14 protein-coding genes and 1 other RNA gene are annotated in these 20,952 nt (G+C 71.9%); 6 read left to right on the top strand and 9 right to left on the bottom strand.

Features of this window, described 5'->3' with window-relative positions; all coding sequences use genetic code 11:
* Positions 1 to 147: 147 nt before the first annotated feature.
* From ssrA to ftsE, 5 genes are all read right to left on the bottom strand, one after another.
* Positions 148 to 551, bottom strand: a transfer-messenger RNA (tmRNA) gene (gene ssrA, locus IE262_RS33460).
* 110 nt (positions 552 to 661) lie between these two features.
* Positions 662 to 1,201 carry an SsrA-binding protein SmpB gene (gene smpB, locus IE262_RS33465; protein WP_134035924.1) on the bottom strand — a complete coding sequence of 180 codons (540 nt, stop codon included), beginning with the start codon at positions 1,199 to 1,201 and terminating at the stop codon, positions 662 to 664.
* Between the two features lie 82 nt (positions 1,202 to 1,283).
* Entirely contained in the window at positions 1,284 to 2,459 is a 1,176-nt protein-coding gene (locus IE262_RS33470) for a S41 family peptidase (protein WP_134035294.1), read from the bottom strand.
* A 67-nt stretch (positions 2,460 to 2,526) separates the two neighbouring features.
* Complete coding sequence (gene ftsX / locus IE262_RS33475) at positions 2,527 to 3,444, bottom strand: permease-like cell division protein FtsX (protein ID WP_189879022.1); 918 nt, start codon at positions 3,442 to 3,444, stop codon at positions 2,527 to 2,529.
* Between the two features lie 34 nt (positions 3,445 to 3,478).
* Complete coding sequence (gene ftsE / locus IE262_RS33480) at positions 3,479 to 4,168, bottom strand: cell division ATP-binding protein FtsE (RefSeq protein ID WP_134035288.1); 690 nt, start codon at positions 4,166 to 4,168, stop codon at positions 3,479 to 3,481.
* Between the two features lie 279 nt (positions 4,169 to 4,447).
* Here ftsE and IE262_RS33485 point away from each other — a divergent pair, with 279 nt between their 5' ends.
* On the top strand, positions 4,448 to 4,639 hold the full coding sequence (locus IE262_RS33485) for a hypothetical protein (RefSeq protein WP_189879024.1): 192 nt from the start codon (positions 4,448 to 4,450) through the stop codon (positions 4,637 to 4,639).
* A gap of 117 nt (positions 4,640 to 4,756) precedes the next feature.
* Here the strand turns inward: IE262_RS33485 and IE262_RS33490 are convergent, their stop codons facing one another.
* The 4 genes from IE262_RS33490 to IE262_RS33505 form a co-directional block, all read right to left on the bottom strand.
* Positions 4,757 to 5,356, bottom strand: coding sequence for a hypothetical protein (locus IE262_RS33490; protein ID WP_189879026.1), 600 nt, complete (start codon positions 5,354 to 5,356; stop codon positions 4,757 to 4,759).
* A 316-nt stretch (positions 5,357 to 5,672) separates the two neighbouring features.
* Positions 5,673 to 6,779, bottom strand: a complete 1,107-nt coding sequence (gene prfB / locus IE262_RS33495) for a peptide chain release factor 2 (RefSeq protein ID WP_134035279.1) — start codon at positions 6,777 to 6,779, stop codon at positions 5,673 to 5,675.
* A 513-nt stretch (positions 6,780 to 7,292) separates the two neighbouring features.
* Entirely contained in the window at positions 7,293 to 8,525 is a 1,233-nt protein-coding gene (locus tag IE262_RS33500; protein ID WP_134035276.1) for a serine/threonine-protein kinase, read from the bottom strand.
* 178 nt (positions 8,526 to 8,703) lie between these two features.
* Positions 8,704 to 10,365 carry a serine/threonine-protein kinase gene (locus IE262_RS33505; RefSeq protein WP_134035273.1) on the bottom strand — a complete coding sequence of 554 codons (1,662 nt, stop codon included), beginning with the start codon at positions 10,363 to 10,365 and terminating at the stop codon, positions 8,704 to 8,706.
* Positions 10,366 to 10,969: 604 nt separating this feature from the next.
* Between IE262_RS33505 and IE262_RS33510 the strand changes: the two genes are divergently transcribed.
* The 5 genes from IE262_RS33510 to IE262_RS33530 all read left to right on the top strand — a co-directional run bounded on the left by IE262_RS33510 (position 10,970) and on the right by IE262_RS33530 (position 20,950).
* Positions 10,970 to 14,530, top strand: coding sequence for an FHA domain-containing protein (locus IE262_RS33510; RefSeq protein WP_189879086.1), 3,561 nt, complete (start codon positions 10,970 to 10,972; stop codon positions 14,528 to 14,530).
* Between the two features lie 286 nt (positions 14,531 to 14,816).
* Positions 14,817 to 16,184, top strand: a complete 1,368-nt coding sequence (locus IE262_RS33515; RefSeq protein WP_189879027.1) for an ABC transporter substrate-binding protein — start codon at positions 14,817 to 14,819, stop codon at positions 16,182 to 16,184.
* 9 nt (positions 16,185 to 16,193) lie between these two features.
* Entirely contained in the window at positions 16,194 to 17,549 is a 1,356-nt protein-coding gene (locus tag IE262_RS33520; RefSeq protein ID WP_229877749.1) for a carbohydrate ABC transporter permease, read from the top strand.
* The gene (locus IE262_RS33525) at positions 17,546 to 18,472 is read left to right on the top strand and encodes a carbohydrate ABC transporter permease (protein WP_189879029.1); all 927 of its coding nucleotides are present in this window, start codon (positions 17,546 to 17,548) and stop codon (positions 18,470 to 18,472) included. The genes IE262_RS33520 and IE262_RS33525 overlap by 4 nt, the downstream gene beginning before the upstream one ends.
* 189 nt (positions 18,473 to 18,661) lie before the next feature.
* The gene (locus tag IE262_RS33530; RefSeq protein ID WP_189879032.1) at positions 18,662 to 20,950 is read left to right on the top strand and encodes a bifunctional glycosyltransferase/CDP-glycerol:glycerophosphate glycerophosphotransferase; all 2,289 of its coding nucleotides are present in this window, start codon (positions 18,662 to 18,664) and stop codon (positions 20,948 to 20,950) included.
* The last annotated feature ends 2 nt before the right edge of the window (positions 20,951 to 20,952 follow it).

The following is a 20,952-nucleotide window of genomic DNA, read 5'->3' on the forward strand; positions in this document are numbered from 1 at the left end:
GCCCCGACGAGGGGAGCCCGGAGTGAAGGGAGGACGCACCCGTCCGGTGCGCCACGGATCAAAGGCTGGACATGACGAAGGCCCCGCTGCTCGAAAGCAGCGGGGCCTTCACCCACATGGGTGAGGAGGTCCGGGGACCTCCCGATCGTGTGGAGATGGCGGGAATCGAACCCGCGTCCAACGGTGCGGAACCAGGGCTTCTCCGTGTGCAGTTCGCTGTGATTTTCTCGGCCCCGGCGATCACGCGAACAAGTCGCCGACGGGCCCAGTCACTGTTTGATTTCCCTCTTCACCCCGTGACCGGGATCGAGGTTTAGTCCCCTAGCTGATGCCAGGATCCGGGTCGGGAACAGCCCCGGGCTGACACTCCCTTAAGTAAGGGGCAGTTGCCTAGCTACCTGATCAGGCAGCGAGGGCGAACTGCGTCGCCTTGGGAGAATCGCTCTTAACAGTGGCGATTATTTTTTTCGGCCTGTGGTTTACGAGATCATGGCCGCTTCCTCGACACGCTTCCCCTGCTTCGACATCCGCTGTCGAAACCGATCATCCCCATGTTGTTTTTTCAAGGTACGCACCGTGTGAGGTGCTCGCACCATCGTAAGGGATCAACGCAGACAGGTGCCACTGTATTCCCGCCGACCGGCCCAGGCAGGCCCTGTGCCTAGGCGCGCTGCCTGCGGCGGGCGGCCGCGATCGCCCGGGCCGACTCGCGCCGGTCCTGCTGCTCGCGCAGGGTCTGGCGCTTGTCGTACTCCTTCTTGCCTCGCGCGAGAGCGATCTCGGCCTTGGCCCGGCCGTCCTTGAAGTACAGGGCGAGGGGCACGATCGTGTGGCCCGTCTCCTGCGCCTTGGACTCCAGCTTGTCGATCTCCTCGCGGTGCAGCAGCAGCTTGCGCTTGCGGCGCGCCGCGTGGTTGGTCCAGCTGCCCTGGTTGTACTCGGGGATGTGGGCGTTGTGCAGCCACGCCTCACCCCTGTCGATCTGGACGAAGCCGTCCGCCAGCGAGGTCCGCCCCTGACGCAGCGACTTGACCTCGGTGCCGGTGAGCACGAGCCCGGCCTCGTAGGTGTCGATGATCGCGTAGTCGTGCCGGGCCTTCTTGTTCTGCGCGACGATCTTGCGCTTGCCGCCCTTCTCGCCGTCCTTGGCCTTGGCGGCCGCCCCGCCCTTCTTGGGGAGGGACTCCTTGGGTACGTACATTCCCTTGCTCATAGTGCCGTCCATTTTCGCACCACGGAGGGGGCCTGCGGGAAGCGCATTAACGGCAGAGAAGAGGGGCGGGCTACTGCCCCAGCCCGCTCAGTACCGTCTCCGCGTGCTTCAGGGCGCCCTCGGCGACCTCCAGGTCGGGGGTGAGGCCCTGGCCGTCGACGCCGCGGCCGGAGGGGGTGCGGTAGTGGCCGACGGTCAGTTCGGCAACCGAGCCGTCGGGCAGACGGCTCGGCATCTGGACGGAGCCCTTGCCGAAGGTGCGGGAGCCCACGACGACCGCGCGGCCGCGGTCCTGGAGGGCGCCGGTGAGGAGTTCGGCCGCGCTCATCGTGCCGCCGTCGACGAGTGCGACCAGGGGTCTCGTGGTGTCGCCGCCCGGGTCGGCGTGCAGGGCGCGCTGGGCGCCGTTCACGTCGTACGTGGCGACCAGGCCGCCGTCGAGGAAGGCGGAGGCGGTGGTGACGGCCTCGGTGACCAGTCCGCCGGAGTTGCCGCGCAGGTCGAGGACGATCCGCGCGTCGCCGGGCGCCTGCCGGAGGGCGGTGCGTACGCGGTCGCCCGAGCCCTTGGTGAAGGCGGCGACCTTGATGACGGTGACCCCGTCGGGGAGTCTGCGGACGGTCACCGGGTCCGTGGAGAGGCGGGCCCGGCGCAGGGTCTCGCTCCACGCGCGCGTGCCGCGCTCCAGGCCCAGGGAGACCGTCGTGCCGGCGGAGGCGTCCTCGGCGTCGCCGCGCAGCAGGGAGAGGACCTCGGTGACGGGCCGGCCGTCGACGTCCTCGCCGTCGACGCTGCGCAGCCGGTCGCCCTTGCGGATGCCCGCGTCGGCGGCGGGCGAGCCGTCCCGGACGCGGGTCACCTCGATCCGGCCGTCGATCTCGCGCCGGGCCCACAGTCCGACACCGGTGTACGCGCCGTCGAGGGCCTCCTGGAACTCCTCGTACTCGCCCTCGGAGTACACCGCGGCCCAGCGGTCCCCGCTACGGCTGACCGCGCGCTCGGCGGCCTCCACGGGGGACTCGCCGTCGGCCATGGCCTCGGCCGCGGCCCTGGCGACGTACTCGCGGTGGCCCTCGGGCGTGGCGCGGGAGGCAGCGGCCGAGTCGCGGTCCTGGCCGCCCTGCTCGCCGGGGGCGCCGAACGAGCCGGTCGCGGCGCCCGTCGCGAGGACGCTCGCGAAGACGAATGTCAGGGCCGCCCCGCGGCGGAAGCGGTGGGGCCGACAGATCGGGTCGTGGCCTGACATGCCGGTGAGTCTAGGACAACGCGAAGGGCCGTACGGCCGGTTGACCGGACGGCCCTGTTGGCGTGCGTCACACCTTCAGGTACTTGCGCAATGCGAAGAAGGCGGCAAGGGCGGGCATCAGGAAGCTCGCCGCGAGGATGAGCGGCAGCTTGGTCAGCACCGCGTCCCAGCCGACGAAGTTGATGAGTTGGAGCTTCTCCGACAGGGCCACGCCGTTGTCGATCACGAAGTACTGCCCGAGCACGAGGAACGAGCAGGCGATGGTGCCGCCGATGAGCCCGGCGACCGCGGCCTCCATGATGAACGGCGCCTGGATGTAGAACCCGGAGGCGCCCACGAGCCGCATGATCCCGGTCTCACGACGGCGGCTGAACGCCGAGACGCGCACCGTGTTGACGATCAGCAGCAGCGCCACGATCAGCATGACGAACATCACGCCGCGCGCCGCCCAGTTGAGGTATCCGAGCAACGTGAACAGATTGTCCAGGATGCCCTTCTGGTCCTGAACGGACTGCACACCGGCCCGGCCGTTGAAGGCACTTGCGATGACCTGGTACTTCTCCGGGTCCTTCAACTTGATCCGGTACGACTCCTGCATCTGGTCCGGGGTGAGGCTGCTGGCCAGCGGGGAGTCGCCGAACTGCTCCTTGTAGTGCTTGTAGGCCTGGTCCTGCGACTCGTACAGCACCGTGTCGACGACGTTCATCTTGTCCAGATCGGCCTTGATCTGGCCCTTCTGCTCCGTGGTGACGGCGCCCTTGGCGCAGTTGGGGTCGGACTCCGCGTCGCTCTTGTTGCAGAGGAAGATCGAGACGTTGACCTTGTCGTACCAGTAGCCCTTCATCTGGTTGACCTGGTCACTCATCAGGAGCGAGCCGCCGAACAGGGCCAGGGAGAGGCCCACGGAGACAATGACCGCGAACGTCATCGTCAGATTGCGGCGGAGACCTACACCGATCTCCGAGAGAACGAACTGGGCGCGCATGGCGTCTTCTTCCGGCCTTTCCGTGGGCGGTGGATCAGTGCTGGTAGCCGTAGACGCCGCGCGCCTGGTCGCGGACGAGGAGGCCCTTTTCCAGCTCGATGACGCGCTTGCGCATCTGGTCCACGATGTTCTGGTCGTGGGTCGCCATCACCACGGTCGTCCCGGTCCGGTTGATCCGGTCGAGCAGCTTCATGATGCCGACGGAGGTCTGCGGGTCGAGGTTGCCGGTCGGCTCGTCGGCGATCAGCAGCTTCGGCCGGTTGACGAAGGCGCGCGCGATGGCCACGCGCTGCTGCTCACCACCGGACAGCTCACCGGGCATACGGTCCTCCTTGCCGCCGAGCCCGACGAGGTCGAGCACCTGCGGCACGGACTTGCGGATCTCGCCGCGTGACTTGCCGATGACCTCCTGCGCGAACGCGACGTTCTCACCGACCGTCTTGTTCGGCAGCAGCCGGAAGTCCTGGAACACCGTGCCCAGCTGGCGGCGGATCTGCGGCACCTTCCAGTTGGACACCCGGGCGAGGTCCTTGCCCAGGACGTGCACCTGGCCGTGGCTGGCGCGCTCCTCGCGGAGGATCAGCCGCAGGAAGGTGGACTTTCCGGAGCCGGAGGAGCCCACAAGGAACACGAACTCGCCCCTCTCGACCTCCAGGGAGACATCCCTGAGGGCGGGGCGGGTCTGCTTGGGGTAGACCTTGGAGACATTGTCGAATCGGATCACGGATGCACCACGGGTCGCCGGGGGTAGATGAGCGTGACCATACGCGAACCCGGTGCACAAGCGCAGTCACCGGAGGGGTTGCGTGGGAGATGTGTGTTTTTGTACGGGGGTACGGGGCACCGCCACGCGGGGGCACGGGGGCGTACCGGCCAAGGCCCCGCAGGGACCCCGCGCTCTTTCCGGAGGAACCTGGCACAGTGGAGAGGGGAACGGTTGACTTCCCCGGAGCGTTGAGTGCGTGAACGCGTGGAATGGACATGTGCGAGGAGGGCGAGGCGCATGACGTACGACCGGTTGGTGTGCGCGAACTGCGCGGCGCCCGTGAGCGAGGGTCGCTGCCCCGTCTGCCGGGCGAGCCGTGAGCGGCTGCAGCAGGACGGCCCCTTCGCGGGGCTGAACCCGATGGCGCTGATCGCGCTGCTCGCCGTGCTGATCGCGGCGGTGGCGCTGCTGGCGCACCAGACGGTGTAGGACACCGGAGAGCGCGTAGAGCACGCGGAAGAAGCACCAGGGCAGGCGGAAGGGCCCGGAGCGAGTCGCTCCGGGCCCTTCCTCGTGCGTACCGCGAGGTGCGGCGAGCCGTCAGGCTCAGGCAGCGGCGCCGCCGCGGCCGCCCATCATGCGGGGAAGCAGACGGAAGCCGATACCACCGGCGATCATCGTGGCGGCCCCGACCAGCAGGAACGTGGTCTCGGCGGCACCGGTCTCGGCGAGCTCGTCACCGCCCTGAGCCGCGGTGTTGGTCCCGGCGGGGACGCTCGAACCGGTGTCGGTCAGGGAGGAGGAACCCTCTTCCTGGGCGGCGGCGTCGTTGCCGCTGCCGCCGTTGGGGTCGGTGTTGTTGCCGCCCCCGTTGCCACCTCCGTTGTTGCCGTTTCCGTTGCCGTTCCCATTGCCGTTCCCGTTACCGTTGCCCGGGTCCTCCGTGGGCTCGCTCGGCTCGGTCGGCTCCTCGCTGGGCGGCTCTTCCGTGATCGGCGGCACCGACGGCTCCGCCGGGTCCTCCGGGATGCCCGTCTCGGAGGGCGTCGGCGCCGGGGTCGTCGGGGCTTCGCTGCACAGGAGCCCGAGCAGGCAGTCCTCGGTCTCCGTGGCGGACGCCGCACCGGCGGCGGTCATCGAGGCGCCGGCGGCGATCACGGCACCGGCGGCCACCCGTGCCAGGCGGATCCGCGTCTTCTTGGTCATGTGTCTGCTACCCCCAGTAGCTCATCGTCAATAGAGCAGCGTTCAGGGCCACGGCGTCAGGGGTAGCTCGTTCACTCCAGCCCCCCGCGTCACATGCGCCCCAGAGATACGCATGCCACGCTTCACCCTTCCGAGTTTTCATGGCAACGTCAAGGCCGTTGCGCGCGCAATATCCGCTTCCGCGCAATTTGAACCCGGACAAGAGATGTGAGTGTGACGTAAAAGCCAGACATCCCACACAGAAAAGGCAACTGCCGCCCGGTGGGCAGCAGTTGCCTTGTCGACAAAACGCTCCGCGCGTCAGCGCGTATGCGTGTTACTTCTCCTGCTGCTTGCGCCAGCGGATGCCGGCCTCAAGGAAGCCGTCGATCTCGCCGTTGAACACGGCCTCCGGGTTGCCGACTTCGTGCTCCGTGCGCAGGTCCTTGACCATCTGGTACGGGTGCAGGACGTACGAACGCATCTGGTTGCCCCAGGAGTTGCCGCCGTCGCCCTTCAGGGCGTCCATCTTGGCCTGCTCCTCCTGGCGGCGCCGCTCCAGCAGCTTGGCCTGCAGCACGTTCATGGCCGTGGCCTTGTTCTGGATCTGCGACCGCTCGTTCTGGCAGGAGACCACGATGCCGGTGGGGAGGTGGGTGATCCGCACGGCCGAGTCGGTGGTGTTGACGCCCTGTCCGCCGGGTCCGGAGGACCGGTAGACGTCGATGCGCAGCTCGCTCTCGTCGATCTCGACGTGGTCGGACTGCTCGACGACGGGCAGCACCTCCACGCCCGCGAAGGAGGTCTGCCGCCGGCCCTGGTTGTCGAACGGGGAGATACGGACGAGACGGTGGGTGCCCTGCTCGACGGACAAGGTGCCGTACGCGTACGGGATCTGCACGGCGAAGGTGGTGGACTTGATGCCCGCCTCCTCCGCGTACGACGTCTCGTAGACCTCGGTCTTGTAGCCGTGCTGCTCGGCCCAGCGCAGGTACATCCGCTGGAGCTTCTCCGCGAAGTCCGCGGCGTCGACCCCGCCGGCCTCCGCACGGATGTTGACGAGCGCCTCGCGGGCGTCGTACTCCCCGCTGAGGAGTGTCCGGACCTCCATCTCGTCCAGGGCCTTCTTGACGGCGGCGAGCTCGGACTCGGCCTCGGCGCGGGTGTCCGGGTCGTCCTCCTCCTCGGCCATCTCGAAGAGGACACCGAGGTCGTCGATGCGACCGCGGAGGGCCTCGGCCTTCCTCACCTCCGCCTGGAGGTGACTCAGCTTGCTGGTGATCTTCTGCGCCTCTTCGGGGTTGTCCCACAGGGACGGCGCGGCCGCCTGCTCCTCGAGCACGGCGATATCTGCCCTCAGCTTGTCGAGGTCCAGGACGGCCTCGATCGACTCCATGGTCGAGGAGAGGGACTTGAGCTCTTCGGATACATCGACGACTGACACGCCCTCCAGCCTAACGGCTGTGGCAAGCGGCCTGGCTCGACCGGCGGGGGCCGCGGCGGGGCGATGGCTGAGCCGGTGGCGGTGGCTGCAGCGACGGCGGTGGCGACGGCTACGGCAGTGGCGGTGGCGGTGGCGACGGCAGTGGCGGTGGCGGTGGCGACGGCTGCGGCTGCGGCTGCGGCTGCGGCTGCGGCTGCGGCTGTCCAGCGGTGTCCCTCGCCCCTGCCGCCCCTACCCGTCCCATCCCCAGGGGCTCCGCCCCTTCGACCCCGACTCAGGGGGCTGCGCCCCCGGCCCCCATCGGGGCTCCGCCCCGGGCCCTGTTTCGGGCTCCGCCCCGGGCCCCGTTTCGGGCTCAGCCCCGGGCCCTGTTTCGGGCTCAGCCCCCGGACCCCCGCTCCTCAAACGCCGGAGGGGCTGGATTGTGCGGGGGTCTGGGGGCGCAGCCCCCAGGGACAGGATGGGACGGGTAGGGGCGGCGGGGGCGAGACAAGACCCCCGAGCGCCCAGCCGTCACGGGGACATCGGCGTTGAGTTCTTGGTGTCCGTGGGCGCACCGTCCGAGTCGTCGCCGGCCGTGGCGGCCCAGGTGCCCACCCCCACGGCCGCGAGCAACACCACCGCCGCCGCACCGAGCGTGATCCGCCGCCGCCGGGTCGTGGCCCGGTGACGGGCCGACCCGGGGCGCGGAGCACCCGCCGCCCGAGGCACGCGAGCCGTACCGCGCGCACCCCCGGCCAGCTCGTCCGGACCTGGCACCCGCATCGACGTGTGGGTGTCGCGGTTCGAGTCGGGCTTGGCTCCCGGCACCAGGGGCACCGCCCCGCGCCGCACCCGCTCCCGGGGCGCGGCCGTCTCGGGCTCCTCCTCGTACGCCTCCTGCGGCTCCGTATCCGGTTCGTCCACGTCCAACGGCGGCATCCCGGCCAGCGACGGCAGCTGCTCCCGCAACCGCGCGCCCAGCTCCGAGGCCCGCAGCCGCGAGGCCGGCGCCTTGGCCAGGCACTGCACGAGCAGCTGCCACAGCTCCTCCGGGATGCCGGGGAGGGGGACCACCGTCTCCGTCACGTGGCGGCGCAGCACCGCCCCCGGGTGCCCGCCGCCGAACGGGGTGAAGCCCGCCAGCAGCTCGTACAGCACCGTCGCCAGCGCGTAGATGTCGACCGCGGCCCGGGGTGGCAGGCCCTCCACGATCTCCGGTGCCAGGTAGTCCGGCGTGCCGATGATCTTCGTCGCGCGCGTACGGCGCGGGGAATCGATCAGCTTCGCGACGCCGAAGTCCGTGAGGAGGGCCGGGTGGGCGCCGCCCGGGCCCAGCGGGCCCTGCATGTCCAGCAGCACGTTCTCCGGCTTCACGTCACGGTGCACCACCCCCGCCGCGTGCGCCGCCGCCAGCGCGTCCGCGACGTCCGCCACGATCGCGACCGCGGCCTCGGGCGCCATCCGCCGCTCCCGGTCCAGGCGGGTGCGCAGATCCGTGCCGCGGACCAGGTCCATGACGAGCGCCAGGTCGTTGCCGTCGACCACGAGGTCCCGTACGGACACCACGTTGCGGTGCTCCAGGCCCAGCAGCGCCGTGCGCTCCTGGACGAAGCGCCCCACGAGCTCCTGGTCGGACGCGAGGTCCTCGCGCAGCAGCTTGATGGCGACGGGCCCCTCCGGACCCTCGCCCAGCCACACCGTGCCGGCACTGCCCCGCCCCAGAATCTGGTTCGCGGTGTACCGGCTCCCGATCTTCCGTGTCAAAACTGCTCCTACGGACGCGTGTTGTCGCTAAAACTACGCGTCCGACGAGCCAACCTTCACCGCGGAGACGGAAATCACCCGTCAGATGTCGACAAGTCACCAGCCTCGGTGACGTATCGCGGACGCACGAAACCGACGCACGAAGACGAATAAGCCGGAACCGGAACCGGAGCCGCGGCTAGCGGGCCTTGGGCTCGGAGTTCCCGCCCAGGTCCTTGATCCATCCGGTGATGTCGCCGTACCAGGTCGTCAGCTGGTCCCAGTAGCCCTTCGTCGTCCCGATCCACTGCTGGAGCGGGCTGAACTCCCAGACCAGCCAGCCCGCCACGAACAGAATGACGATCGTGAACAGGCACCCCTTCAGGCAGCCGAGGCCGGGGATGCGCATCGGGTTGGCGCTGCGCTGACGCGGTTGCCGGGGCTCGCGCTGCGGGCGCGGCGCGGGCTCCTGGGGCGGCGGCGCGTACCGCTGGGGCGGGGGCGGCGGGGGCGCCTGCCGCTGGGGCGCGTACTGCTGGGGCTGCTGCTGCGGGTAGCCGTACGCCTGTCCGGGCGGTGGCTGCTGCGGGCGGCCCTGCGGCGGTTGCTGGGGCTGCCGCGCGGCCTGCCGCTGGGGGCGGCGGCGCAGCGGGTCCTCGCTGGGGTCGAGGTACTGGATCTGCGTCTGCTCGTTGCGGTCGCGGGCCGCCCGGAGCTGGTTCTGCCAGGGGTGCGGGTCGTCCGGTCCGCCGCCCTGCCCCGGCCCGCCGGGCTGGTTCGGCGGCATCGACGGCATGACGGCCGTCGGGTCGGCGGCGCCCGCCGGGCCCGCGGTGTGCGGGAGCACGCTGGTGGCGGCGTTCGGGTCGTAGGCGCCCGCGTTGTTCGGCAGGACCTGGGTGGGGTCGGCGGCGCCGACCGGGCCGGGCGTGCCCGGTACCGGCGCGGGCGCCGGGTCGGGGGCGAGGAGGGCGCCCACGCCCTCGGCGGCGGCGATCTGCGCGGCGTTCGCGTGGACGCCGATGCCCTCGGCGACGACCCGCAGCCCGCGCGCGAGGTTCTCGGCGCTGGGCCGTTCCTCCGGGCTCTTGCGCAGGCAGCGTTCGATGACCGTCCACAGCGGTTCCGGGACGGTGGACGGGCGGCGCGGTTCGGCGCTGAGGTGCTGGTGCAGCACTTCGAGCGCGGACTCTCCGCCGAACGGCGGACGCCCGGTGACCAGCTCGTACAGCAGGATCCCGGCGCCGTAGATGTCGACGGCGGAGGTCTGGGGGCGGCCCTCGGCGCCCTCGGGGGCGACGTACGCGGGCGTGCCGACGAACTCGCTGGTCCTGGTGAGGCCGGGGGAGTCGGCGAGGCGCGCGATGCCGAAGTCGGTCAGCATCGGGTGCAGCTGGTCGCCCTGCTGCCTGAGCAGGACGTTCGCGGGCTTCAGATCGCGGTGGACGACCCCGTCGGCGTGACTGGCGGCGAGCGCGTCGGCGATCTGGGCGGTGACCAGGGCGGCGCCGACGGGCGTGAACGGGCCGTTCTCGCGCAGGTAGCGGTGCAGGTCCGGGCCCTCGACCAGGTCCATGACCAGCGCCAGCAGATCACCCTCGACCACGAGGTCCCGCACCCGCACGATGTTCGGGTGCGTGAGGCGGAGCAGCACGGACCGCTCCCGCAGGAACCGCATCACGATGTCCGCGTCGCTGGCGAGCTCCTCCTTGAGGACCTTGATCGCCACGGTCTCGCCGGGGTGGCCGGGAACGGCCGCCTCGGCCCCTGCGGTCTCCCGCTGGCGGGCGCGCCAGACTGTGCCTGTGGCGCCGCGTCCAAGCGGCTCCTCCAGGAGGTACTTGCTCCCTACCGGCCGCACGTCATGGGCTCCCTGCTGCTTGCTTGCCTGGTCCGTGGTGCTTTGCTTGCTGCCGATTCAACCGGCCTCGCCGGTGGAACGCATGTTCCGACCCACTGTAATGCCGCCGTACGCGGGACCGGGCCGTCGTCGTGCCGTGCTCCCCCGCACGCGTCCGCCGGACGGCTGAGCGCGCGACGCACGCGAGGACGCGGCGAAGACGCGGCGAGGACGCATGCGAGTACGTACGCCGTCCCCTGCGCGTTCGACGGCATTCCCGTACCGGGTCGGCGGTATTCCCGCGCGGGGTCGGCGGTATTCAGGTACGCGTTCGACGGAAAGACGCTCTCCTGGGGCTGGTTGGTTGCCGGAGACGGACGTGACCGATCTCAAGCGGGCATCCGGCGGGCATCCGCTGTCCACTGGTCAGGCACTTTTACGGGCAGAGCCGACCAATCAAGATCACTTGCCCGGCGGGGGCGGGCACGTTGTCAGCGACAGGTGCGAGGATGCCTTCATTACTGGCCGATGTGCCCGTGTGCGGTGGGGGGAAGTCTGCGGTGGGGGGACCACGCAGGCTCGCCCGCATGCGCGGGTGCCCGCGCGGAAGGGACCGCTGACGGCGATGCAGATCCGGCTGACCGTCGTAGACCCGCTGGGGCCGTCTTCGGAGCCGCGAGGACGTGCCACCGCCTGCGATGTGCTGGTGACGGCACCGGCGGGGACGGCGCTGGCCGCGGTGGCCTCCGGTCTCGCGTCGGCCGTCGGCGGGGACGGGGGCGCCGCCCAGTCCGACCGGAGCCGGGAGCACGGGGGCGGGGCCGTCGTGCTGTACGCGGGCGGCGAGCGGCTGGACGCGCAGCGCTGCACACTGGGCGAGCCGCCGCTGGTCGACGGCGCCGTGCTGTCCCTGGGCGCCCCGGAGCACGGCCCCGAGGTGGACGAGTCGGCGCCCCGGCTGCATGTGGTGGCGGGGCCGGACGCGGGCGGCGTCCACTTCCTGCACGGCGGCAGGATCGACATCGGCCGCTCCGCCGACGCGGACGTCCCCCTCGACGACCCGGATGTCTCCCGCCTGCACTGCGCGGTCACGGTCGCCGAGGACGGCCGCGTCTCGGTCGCCGACATCGGCTCCACCAACGGCACGACGCTCGACGGCGTCCGCGTGGGCGACCGCCCCGTGCCCCTCACTCCGGGGGCGCTGTTGCGCATCGGGGAGTCGGCCCTCCGGCTGACCCCGCCCGGCGGCATCGGTACGGGCTCGGGGGCGCTGGGGACGGCGCCCGACGGGGAAGGTCATGTGCGCGTGGTCACAGGCGGGGCACCCGCCGGTGGCGGCGGGCCCCTCGTGCCGGGGCAGGCCGGGGCGCCGCGGATCGAGAGCACGGGCACGCGTGACGGGGGCGCGCGTGACGGGGGCGCGGCGGAGACCGGGCCCGGACGGACGTCTCCGGGCCACTCGACGGAGGGCTGGGCGCCGCCTGAGGGCCAGGGCCCGGTGTCCGCCGGGCGCGCGGCGGTTCCCGGCAGCCCGGCGGCCCTCGGGAGCTCGACCCCCAGTGCTCCCGACCCGGGCGGCACCCGCAAGGGAACCCCCGTACGGGGGACGGACCTGCCGCGCGAGTCCCGGAAGCGCGGGGGCCTCACCGCCTGGGCACGACGGCTGACCGGCGGGCGCGGCGAGCAGCCCGACGGGGAGCTCGACCCGTACGACACGGACGAGGACCTCACCCTGGAGTCCCCCGTCGCGGTGGCGCAGGCGCCGGAGAAGTGGCCGGACCCGGCGGCCCTGCTGCTCACCGCGCTCGGGCCGGGCCCGCGGCTGTGGGAGCGGGGCCCGGAGCACCCGGAGGCGCTGACGGTACGGCTGGGGACGGCCGACCGGGCGGCGCCCGACGGCTCGGGGCTGCTGCCCGCGGTGCCGGTGACGGCCGGGCTGCGCGAGGTCGGCGCGCTGGGACTCGCCGGGCCGCGCGCGCGGCTGCTGGGCCTGGCCCGCGCGGTCGTGGCACAGCTCGCCGCGCTGCACTCGCCCGACACCCTGGAGCTGGTCCTGATCAGCGCGGACGTCTCCCGCTCCGAGCAGGAGCGCGCGGCCGACTGGTCCTGGCTCGGCTGGCTCCCCCACGTCCGCCCGGGGCACGGCCAGGACTGCCGCCTGCTGCTGGCGTACGACGGCGACCAGGCCACCGCGCGCACGGACGAGCTCCAGCGCCGCCTGGAGGACCACCAGGCGGACAGCGAGAACACCGCGGACACAGCGGACGCCGGCTTCGCGGGGCCCTACACGGTGGTGCTCGTGGACGGCGACCCGGGCGGAGCCGAGGTGCGCAAGGCCGTCGCACGGCTGGCGGTGCGGGGACCGGCGGCGGGCATCCACGTGGTGTGTCTCGCCGAGACGGAGGCCGCCTCGCCCTCGTCACCGGTGTCGGAGACGTACGAGGCCGCGTGCGAGGTGTCGCCCGCGTTCCGCGCGTGCGGGGCCGTCGCCCTGCTGAGCGGGGACGTCGCCACGGCGCTGCGGCTGACGCGGGTCGCCCCGGCCCGGTCCACGGGGCACACGACGGGCGACACAGCGTGGCGCCCACGCCCCGAGTCCCGGCAGCCCCACGCACGCGCGGCGGGCCCCTCGGGCCCCACGAGCACCGGCACCGGCACCGGCACCGGCCACGCGTCGCACCGCACCCACGTCAGCCTCGTCGGCCACCTGCCGGACGACACCGCACACGACCGGGGCAACCGGTCCGACCGAGCCGACCGGGCCACTCCCGGCTCCATGACCGGTGCCCCCTCCCTTTCCGGCCCCATAACACCCGGCACCGTGGCCGCGGTCGACGCGGTCTCGGTGGCGTGGGCCGAGCGGTTCGCGCGGGCACTGGCGCCGCTGCGGCCGGACGGCGCCCCCGGGGAGCGGCACGCGCGCGTGTCGGCGCCGTTGCCCCAGTCGGCGCGGCTGCTGGACGAGTTGGGGCTGGCGCGGGCCACCCCGGCGTCCCTGATGGCGCGTTGGGCGGACGCGGCCGACGACCCGCAGACGGTGGGCGGGCGGGCCTGGGCCGTGCTCGGCGCCGGTCCGCGCGGGCCCGTGTGCGCGGACCTCGCCGCCGACGGCCCCCACCTGCTGGTCGAGGGCCCGGCCGGCAGCGGCCGTACGGAGTTGCTGCGCTCCATCGCCGCGTCACTCGCCGCCGCCGAGCGCCCCGACCGGCTCGGCATCGCCCTCGTGGACGGGCGGGACGGCAGCGACCGCGGCACCGCTCCGGGCGACGGGCTCGGCGTCTGCACCGACCTGCCCCACGTCGGCACGCACCTCGCGGCCCACGACCCGGTCCGTATGCGGGAGTTCGCCCAGTCCCTGAGCGCCGAGCTCAAGCGCCGCTCGGAGCTGCTGGGCCGCCTCGACTTCACCGCGTGGCACACCGCGCAGGGGGTGCCCGGGCGCATCGTCGCCCAGCGCTCGGCGAAGGGCTCGGCGAGCGCGACCGGCGCACCGTCCGGCACCTCCCCCAGCTCCTCCTCCCCCGCCTTCCCCGCCTCCCCCGGCGCCGACGACCTCGACACGCCCCCCAGTTCCACCCTGCGGCTGCGCCCGTCCGCGTCCCGTGACCGCACCGACCCCGGCACGCCGCTCGCCCGCCTGGTGGTGATCGTGGACGACCTCGACGCGCTGCTGTCCCCGCCGCTCGGTTCCCCGGGCCGCCCGTCGGCCGGCTCCGTCGTACGGGCCCTGGAAGCCGTGGCCCGGGAGGGCGCCCGCCTCGGTGTGCACCTGGTCGCCGCCACCTCCAGCGGCACCCGTACCGCCGACACCGACCTGGCCCGTGCGGCCACACTCCACGTAGTCCTGGAAGCACCCACCCCGGGCCCGGACGAACCGGCCCCGGGTCGCGGCCGGCTGACGGTCCGGCACGACCGGCCCACCGCTCACCCCGCTCCCGCCTCCGCCTCCGACCGTGCCACTCCCTTCCAGGCGGGCCGCGTCACCGGCCGCATCCCCCGTACGGCCACGCTCCGCCCCACGGTCGTCCCCCTGGACTGGACCCGTATGGGCGACCCCCCGGCCCGCCGCCCGGTGCGCGAACTGGGCAACGGGCCCACGGACCTGGCCCTCCTGGCCAGCGCCCTGGACCGGGCGGCCCGCGAGGTCTCGGCGACTGAGGTGCCGTCACTTCTGGAGCCCCGGTAAAGCTGAAGCGGCGCTAAAGTCCGGTGCGCCGGGGTGCCGGGGCGCAGCCCCATGAGGGGCGTCCCTCCCACCAGCCCCCACCAGCACACGAACCGTGCCCAACCGACGGACGCACAGGTCACGACGCGATTACGATCATGAAGTTGTCCGTGCAGACGCTCTTGCCGCCCCCCAAGTCGCAGCGTAAACAGTGCGGCACGGGACAGCGCTCCGGCTGTCGGATGAAGAACGAAGAACGGGGCAGTGAATGCGCAGCACACTTCGTGCACGCAGGTCGCTCTCGCAGATGCGACCACACAGAAAACCTGGGGCCGCCAAGGCCGTTGCCGCCCTCGCGGCGGGCGTCCTCGCTCTCTCCCTCACCGCCTGCGGCGGTGACGGCGACGGCGGGGACAGCGGCGACACGGGCGGCGACACCAGCAAGGCCACCGTTCAACTGCCCAAGCTGGACGGTCAGAAGCTGGAGGTCGCGGCCGTCTGGACCGGCCCGGAGCAGGAGAACTTCACCAAGGTCCTGGACGAGTTCGAGAAGCGCACGGGTGCGACGGTCAGCTTCGTCCCCACGGGCAACAACACCTCCACGTTCCTCGGTACCAAGATCGAGGGCGGCCAGCCGCCGGACGTCGCGTTCCTGCCCCAGGTCGGCGTGCTGCACCAGTTCGCCGAGAAGGGCTGGATCAAGCCCCTGGGCAGCGCCGCCGAGGAGCAGCTGAAGAAGAACTTCTCGAAGGGCTGGGTCGACCTCGGCGCGTACAAGGGCAAGCAGTACGGCGTGTATGTGAAGGCCGCGAACAAGTCGCTGGTCTGGTACAACACCCAGGCGTTCGAGGCGGCCGGGATCACCGACCCGCCCGGGACCTGGGACGAGTTCGTCCAGACCGCGCAGACGCTGTCCGACGCGGGGTCCCCCGCGGTCTCCATCGGCGGCGCCGACGGCTGGACGCTCACCGACTGGTTCGAGAACGTCTACCTCTCGCAGGCGGGCCCGGAGAAGTACGACCAGCTGGCCAAGCACGAGATCAAGTGGACGGACCCCTCCGTCAAGGAGGCCCTGACCACGCTGGCCGACCTGTGGGGCAAGGACGAGCTCATCGCGGGCGGCCGCAAGGGCGCGCTGGGCACGGAGTTCCCGAAGTCGGTCGTCCAGACGTTCTCCGGTGACACCCCGGCCGCGATGGTCTTCGAGGGCGACTTCGTGACCGCGAACATCAACGCCGACACCAAGGCGAAGGTGGGCACGGACGCCAAGATGTTCCCCTTCCCGGCGGTCGGCTCCGACTCCCCGGTGGTCAGCGCCGGCGACGCGGCGGTGGCGCTGAAGGACAGCAAGGGCGCGCAGGCCCTGCTGACGTTCCTGGCGTCGACGGACGCGGCCGAGATCTGGACGGCTCAGGGCGGCGTCATCACGCCCAACAACAAGATGGACATGAAGTCGTACAAGGACGGCGTCACCCGCGAGATCGCCAAGGCGCTGCTCGCCGCGGGCGACGACTTCCGCTTCGACATGTCCGACCAGGCGCCTGCGGCCTTCGGCGGCACGCAGGGCATCGGCGAGTGGAAGGGCCTGCAGGACTTCCTGCGGGACCCGAAGAACGTGGCGGGCGTCCAGCGCAAGCTGGAGGCTGACGCGGCCAAGGCGTACGGGAACGGCTGACGTCCCGATATGACGCAATCCGTTGCCAAGTCGACGGGGGGCACCGGCAGCACGCCGGCGCCCCCCGTCGCCTCGCGTAAGAGCGTGACGGGCACCCGGCTGTGGGTGGCGGTGCTGTTCCTGCTGCCCGCGCTGGTGCTGCTCGGCTCGCTCGTGGTCTACCCGATCGGGTACTCGGTCTGGCGCAGTCTGTTCGACGCGGACGGCTCGGGCTTCGTCGGGCTCGACAACTACGTCGACATCTTCTCCGACGACTCCACGCTGACCGCCGTGCGGAACACGGCGATCTGGGTGGCCGTCGCCCCCGCGATCGTCACCGCGCTGGGCCTGATCTTCGCCGTCCTCACCGAACGGGTGCGCTGGGGGACGGCGTTCAAGCTGATCGTCTTCATGCCGATGGCGATCTCGATGCTCGCGGCGGGCATCATCTTCCGGCTGGTGTACGAGCAGGATCCGAACCAGGGCGTGGCGAACGCGGTGGTCACGTCCGTGCACGACACGTTCGTCGACCAGTCGGTGTATCCGAAGGCCCGCCCCAATCCCCAGGTCAGTGATCTGAAGCCGTCCGGCGGTGGCTCGTTCACCACCACGGGTACGGTCCGGGCGGGCACCCCGGCCCTGCTCCCCCTGGTCGGCATCGCCCCCAACCGGCTGCCCGGCACCCCGCAGGACGCGAAAGCGGCCACGGGCGACGGCGTCACCGGCACCGTCTGGCTGGACTTCAAGCTGGGCGGCGGCGGGGAGAAGGGCGCGGTCGACGCGGGTGAGAAAGCGCTGAAGGGCGTCAAGGTCGAGGCGGTCAAGGGCGGCAAGGTCGTCGCCTCCGCGACCAGCGGCGCCGACGGCACGTTCTCCCTGCCCAAGTCCGCCGAAGGGGCCCAACTGCGGCTGCCCGGCTCGAACTTCGCGGCGCCGTACAACGGCATCGACTGGCTCGGCCCGGCCCTGGTGACCCCGGCCATCATGGGCTCGTACATCTGGATGTGGGCGGGCTTCGCGATGGTGCTGATCGCGGCGGGGCTGGCCGGAGTGGACCGCAACCTGCTGGAGGCGGCCCGGGTGGACGGCGCCAACGAGTGGCAGGTGTTCCGCAGGATCACCGTGCCGCTGCTGGCACCGGTCCTGGCCGTCGTCCTCGTCACGCTGATGATCAACGTGATGAAGGTCTTCGACCTCGTCTACATCATCGCGCCGCAACCCAGTCAGGACGACGCGGCCGTCCTCGCCCTGCAGCTGTATCTCGTGTCGTTCGGCGGCGGAGGCAACGAGGGCCTCGGCAGCGCGCTCGGTGTCGTTCTGCTGCTGCTCGTCCTGCCGGTGATGTGGGTCAACATCCGGCGTCTGCGGAAGGAGCGTCAGCGGTGACCGCCCTCGACACGACCACGCCCGGGGCACCGAAGCCGGGCGCCCCGGCGCCCGACACCGCCGCACGCGCCGAACGGTCGGTGGCCGCCCGGCTGGCGAGCGGTGTGGCGGGCGGCGCGATGCGCGTCTTCCTGCTGCTGGTGGCCCTGTTCTGGCTGGTGCCGACCTTCGGCCTGCTGGTCTCCTCGTTCCGCGAGCCGACCGACATCGCCACGTCGGGCTGGTGGAAGGTCTTCACGGCCCCCGCCCAGCTGACCGCGAAGAGCTACGAGTCACTGCTCCAGAACGACGACATCACCAGCTCCCTGTTCAACACGATCTGGATCACGGTCCCGGCGACGCTCCTGGTCATCCTGGTCGGCGCGATGGCCGGGTACGCGTTCGCGTGGATGGACTTCAAGGGCCGCGACTGGTGGTTCATGGGCGTGGTGGCGCTGCTGGTGGTGCCGGTGCAGGTGGCGCTGATCCCGTTGTCCGGTCTCTTCCGTGACCTCGGGATCTTCGGCGACATCATCGGCGTCATCCTGTTCCACGTCGGCTTCGGACTGCCGTTCGCGATCTTCCTGTTGCGGAACTTCTTCGCGGAGATCCCCCGGGAACTGCTGGAGGCGGCCCGGCTGGACGGCGCCGGAGAGGCCCGGCTGTTCCTGACCGTCGTGCTGCCGCTCGGCGCACCGGCGATCGCCTCGCTGGGGATCTTCCAGTTCCTGTGGGTGTGGAACGACATGCTGGTCGCCCTGGTGTTCTCCAACTCGGAATCGCAGCCGCTCACGGTCGCCCTGCAACAGCAGGTGCGGCAGTTCGGCAGCAACATCGAGATCCTCGCCCCGGGCGCCTTCATCTCCATGGTGATCCCGCTGGCCGTGTTCTTCGCGTTCCAGCGGCAGTTCGTGTCCGGAGTGATGGCGGGTGCGGTGAAGTAGACCGTTCCGCACGACGTGGAAGGACACGTCACACCACTCGATCGGAGGGGGCGCGCCGGCACCGGCGGGCCCCCTCCCCCGTTCACCTCGGTTCCTCCCGCTTCCCCCGTATGACACACCTGGCGTAACCCGATCGCCCCCTGGGGCGTTGCCGGGCAGTATGCCCGCGCCGACCCATGGATGTCCCCCGTGCCCAGGTTCAGTGTCATCGTCCCCGCTTACGAGGTTCAGGCCTACCTGCACGCATGCCTGGAATCCGTGCTGTCCCAGTCCTTCCCCGGCCTCGAACTGATCGTCGTCGACGACGGCTCCCCCGACACGTGCGGCGCGATCGCCGACGAGTTCGCGGCCCGTGACCGGCGCGTACGGCCCGTCCACCTGCCCCGGAACGAGGGCCCCGGTCCCGCCCGCAACGCCGGGCTGGACCGCGCCACCGGCGACTATGTGCTCTTCCTGGACGGCGACGACACCCTCACCCCGGGTGCCCTCCAGGCGATCGCCGACCGCGTCAAGGAGACCGGCGACCCCGACGTCCTCGTCTACGGCCACGCGCGCGCCCTGTGGTCCGGCGAGACCCGCCGCGAGGAGCACACCTTCCAGCTCACCGAGGAGGGCCCGGCCCCCTTCCGTCTCGACGACCGCCCCGGGCTGCTGACGATCATGCCGGTGGCGTGGAACAAGGCGTACCGGCGCGAGTTCCTCCACCGCGAGGGCTTCACGTTCCCTCCGGGCTGCTACGAGGACGTGCCCTGGACCTATCCGGTCCTGATGGCCGCCGGGTCGATCGCCACCCTCGACCGGGTCTGCGTCCACTACCGCCGGCGGCGCCTCGGCAGCATCACCCGCACGACGAGCCGCCGCCACTTCGACGTCTTCGCGCAGTACGACCGGCTCTTCGCCCACGTCGACTCCCGTCCCGCGCTGGCCCACTGGCGCCCGGCGCTGTTCAGCCGCATGGTCGACCACCTCGGGTCCCTGTACGCCCGGCGCGGCCGGCTGCCGCTCGGCACCCGCGCCGAGTTCCTCCGCCGGGCCCGCGCCCACTACGCGCGCTACCGTGCGCCCGGCGGGCCGGTGCGTCCAAGTCGTGTGCGCCACGCGCTCGTCCGGCTGGGCAGCCACCGCACGTACCAGGTGCTGTCGGCGGCGGTGCGGGGGCTGCGGCACACGGGCCGGTTCGTCTCCCTGCTGGCAGACGGCGGCCGGCGAGCGGCGCTCCGCGTCCACTACCGCGTCCAGCGTCTGCTGCCCCTGCACGAGGACCGCGCGCTGTTCTCCTCCCGGCAGGGACGCGGCTACGAGTGCAACCCGGCCGCGCTGGAGGACGCGTTCCGCACCCTCTCCCCCGGGATGCGCACCGCGTGGGTGGCCCGCCCCGAGCATCACCACACGCTCCCGACAGCGACCCGCCGGGTGACGCCCGGCTCGCTCGCGTACTGGACGGCCCTGGCCCGCTCCAAGTACCTGGTCGCCAACACGGACATCGACCCACGGCTGGTCCGGCGCGGGGGCCAGGTCCTGGTGCAGACGCAGGCCGGCACCCCGCTCAAACGCATGGGGCTCGACCTCCGGGACCGCCCGGCCGCCGCCGGCCGCACCGACTTCGCCCGGCAGCTGCGCGGCGCCGACCAGTGGACCTACGTGCTGTCCGGCAACCGCCACTCCACGCTGGTCTGGCAGCGGGTCTTCCCCGCCGGGTACGAGACGCTGGAGTACGGCCAGCCCCGTAACGACGTGTTCCAGCGCGCCACCTCGGAGGACGTGGACCGGCTGCGCGCCTCGCTCGGCATCCCCGAGGGCGCGATCGCCGTCCTGTACGCGCCCACGCACCGCGACTACAGGAGCGGGCCCTGCCCGACTCTCGATCTGGACCGCGTGCTGCGCCGCCTCGGCCCCCGCTTCGTGCTGCTGGCCCGCGCCCACCACGCGGACGGTGCCCCGCTGGTCGAGTCGCCCGGCGGGCGGCTCCTCGACGTGACCGGCCACCCGAACGTCGAGCGTCTGTGCCTGGCCTCGGACGTGCTGGTCACCGACTACTCGTCCCTGATGTTCGACTACGCGTGCCTGGACCGGCCCATCGTGATCCACGCCGCCGACGACGACTGGGCGGCGTACGAGGCGGCCCGTGGCACCTACTTCGACCTGCGCTCCTCCCCGCCGGGTGCGATCGCGCGCAGCGAGGACGAGCTGATCGACATCTTCACGACCGGCCACTGGCGCGGTTCCCGCTCCACCCAGCTGCGGGCCGCGTTCCGGGAGCGGTTCTGCCCGTATGACGACGGGCGTGCCGCCGAGCGGGTCGTACGGCGGGTCGTGCTGGGCGAGAGCGACGGCCTGCCGCCCTTCGCGTCCCTCGCCGAGCGCCACCCGGTGCCGTCGGCGGCGGCCCGCCACACGCGGTCCCCAGGGCCTGTTCCGAGTGCCCTCATCAGGGTGCCGTCCCCCGGCGGCAGGGTCCGCGTCCCCGACACCCTCTGACA

This window comes from Streptomyces bluensis (genome assembly GCF_014650715.1).
GTDB lineage: Bacteria > Actinomycetota > Actinomycetes > Streptomycetales > Streptomycetaceae > Streptomyces > Streptomyces bluensis.

Bases quoted from the DNA above. Each gene is read 5' to 3' on its own strand.
- smpB (WP_134035924.1), bottom strand. From the start codon at position 1,201: ATGTACGTACCCAAGGAGTCCCTCCCCAAGAAGGGCGGGGCGGCCGCC.
- IE262_RS33470 (WP_134035294.1), bottom strand. From the start codon at position 2,459: ATGTCAGGCCACGACCCGATCTGTCGGCCCCACCGCTTCCGCCGCGGG.
- ftsX (WP_189879022.1), bottom strand. From the start codon at position 3,444: ATGCGCGCCCAGTTCGTTCTCTCGGAGATCGGTGTAGGTCTCCGCCGC.
- IE262_RS33485 (WP_189879024.1), top strand. From the start codon at position 4,448: ATGACGTACGACCGGTTGGTGTGCGCGAACTGCGCGGCGCCCGTGAGC.
- IE262_RS33490 (WP_189879026.1), bottom strand. From the start codon at position 5,356: ATGACCAAGAAGACGCGGATCCGCCTGGCACGGGTGGCCGCCGGTGCC.
- IE262_RS33510 (WP_189879086.1), top strand. From the start codon at position 10,970: ATGCAGATCCGGCTGACCGTCGTAGACCCGCTGGGGCCGTCTTCGGAG.
- IE262_RS33515 (WP_189879027.1), top strand. From the start codon at position 14,817: ATGCGACCACACAGAAAACCTGGGGCCGCCAAGGCCGTTGCCGCCCTC.
- IE262_RS33520 (WP_229877749.1), top strand. From the start codon at position 16,194: ATGACGCAATCCGTTGCCAAGTCGACGGGGGGCACCGGCAGCACGCCG.